This window comes from Lactovum odontotermitis, assembly GCF_054658595.1.
The window spans coordinates 1-1757 of the sequence record NZ_BAAGGQ010000047.1; the positions used below are offsets into that span (position 1 = coordinate 1).

Sequence of the window (1757 nt, forward strand, 5' to 3'; positions counted from 1 at the left end):
CTGACCGTCGACATTGGAGAAAGCAATATTACCGCCATGCAAACTGGATGCGAAGTCAATAATCAGCTCATGGACGACCTTTCAAACTTTGTCCAGGTTTTTCTAACTCAGGCGAATAAATTTCCGGGGCTGGCGGCGAAAATCGAAGCACGCGACCGGCAAGACGCACAGAACTGGGGATAAAGGAGAACGAACAATGCCAAAAGACATCAGCGCAGATAAACGTTATCAGATGGGGCTGACCATTTCCCGCAAAGAAAATGAACAGGACCAGCTTTCTGCTGAAAAACGAAGCTTTGAGCAGGCACAGGAAAATTTCCAGAGAAATTATCACCAAAATTTTCAGCAGTCTTCCCAGTTCTATGAGAAAATGGCACGGTCAGGCAATACACGCAGCGAACAGGAACTCATGACAGACTATGAGCTGGAGAGAGCCGTCAACCGCCTCTCTGAACAACCGTACTCCGAGTTTGAGGATTATTACCGCCAGAAAAGAAACCAGCTGACAGACGAGATTGAACAGCTTCACAGAGAAAGGAATGCCCTGCCATGGGACTGAAATATAACGCTCAAGACTCGCAGCGCTTTATTTCAGCGCTCAAAAACAACCTGTTCCAGTGCCGCCAGGTCATTGCTCAGATAAAAAGCGGGACAAAACACCTGATTTCTTCCCTTGGAGACGGGACAAACCTTTCAGGCGCTGCCTACAATGCTGGACAAGGACTTTTTACAGAGGTCATGTATCCGACAACCGAGCAGTTTGACCGGGCCCTTGACGACCTCGACTCCGACATCAGCCGCTATCTGAGCGCTGAGGACTCTGTCAGCTCTTATGGAGATTTAGACGAAGACGACCTGAAAGAACAGCATAAACAAAAACAAGAGCAGAAAGAGCTGCTTGAGAATCAGCAGACCTACTACATGGATCTTGCTTATTCCAATCCTTCCCTGTATGACGCCATGATGGCCGCAGCGCGGAATCTCCAGCAGATGATTGATGAAATTGAGCGCCAGATTCAAGAACTTGAAAAACAGCTCACTGCCCTTCAGGAATTTGAATACCAGACTTCTCCTCTCTTTAAAGATAGTTTAGACGCCTTTGGAAAGATTGTCCAAGGCATCAGCGCGATTAGCGCCATCGTTACCGATGCCTCAGGGAACTATTCGACGAGCGGCCTAGACATGAGCTGGCTCACAAAACTGAAGCAGGAGAAATTCGACTCAAAGACCGGCGCTGACAAGTCTCTTGAAGAGGCCGTTTCAGAGCTGGGACTCAGCGACGAAACACTGGCCTACTGGAAAAAAGAAATGAAGTCGGAGCTGAAAAACATTCCGAAATCCCAGTGGAATGATAAAATAAAGGAAGCGGCCGCCAATCTCAAATTTGACAAAGACGGCAACATTCTTCAGATTGGGCCTTTCCAGCAGGGCGTCATCGTCCTGAAAAACGGCATTTACGATGAAGCTTTAACCGACCGCGCGAACAAAGAATACGACGCTGAGAACTGGGAGCGTGCTAAAGAAAGTTTTGGGCAGCTGCTTGCAGGCGGAGCTTCCATGATTGGCGGTGCCCTGTTAGATTTAGGCGGTGTGGCAGTGATGACCGGCGGTTCAGGCTTGACACTCACCGGTGCAGGTGCAGCAGTCGGTGTTCCGCTGCTTTCTGGTGCAGTATCTATGGAGGGGGTTGGTACAGCTGCTGTTATCGCCGGCAGTGCAACTGTCGGTAGTGCACTGAGCAAAATCAACGTTCCCGT

Annotated in this window: 2 protein-coding genes and 1 pseudogene; all 3 read left to right on the top strand. The window is 49.2% G+C overall.

The features are described from left to right. Nucleotides 1-183, top strand: a pseudogene (locus ACYQ2E_RS11255) (hypothetical protein); the annotation flags it as partial. A 13-nt stretch (nucleotides 184-196) separates the two neighbouring features. After that, nucleotides 197-559 carry a hypothetical protein gene (locus ACYQ2E_RS11260; RefSeq protein ID WP_460018155.1) on the top strand — a complete coding sequence of 121 codons (363 nt, stop codon included), beginning with the start codon at nucleotides 197-199 and terminating at the stop codon, nucleotides 557-559. Further along, the coding region (locus tag ACYQ2E_RS11265; protein ID WP_460018156.1) for a hypothetical protein at nucleotides 550-1757 on the top strand (1208 nt) is incomplete at its 3' end. The genes ACYQ2E_RS11260 and ACYQ2E_RS11265, both read left to right, overlap by 10 nt.

Bases quoted from the DNA above. Each gene is read 5' to 3' on its own strand.
- ACYQ2E_RS11260 (WP_460018155.1), top strand. From the start codon at position 197: ATGCCAAAAGACATCAGCGCAGATAAACGTTATCAGATGGGGCTGACC.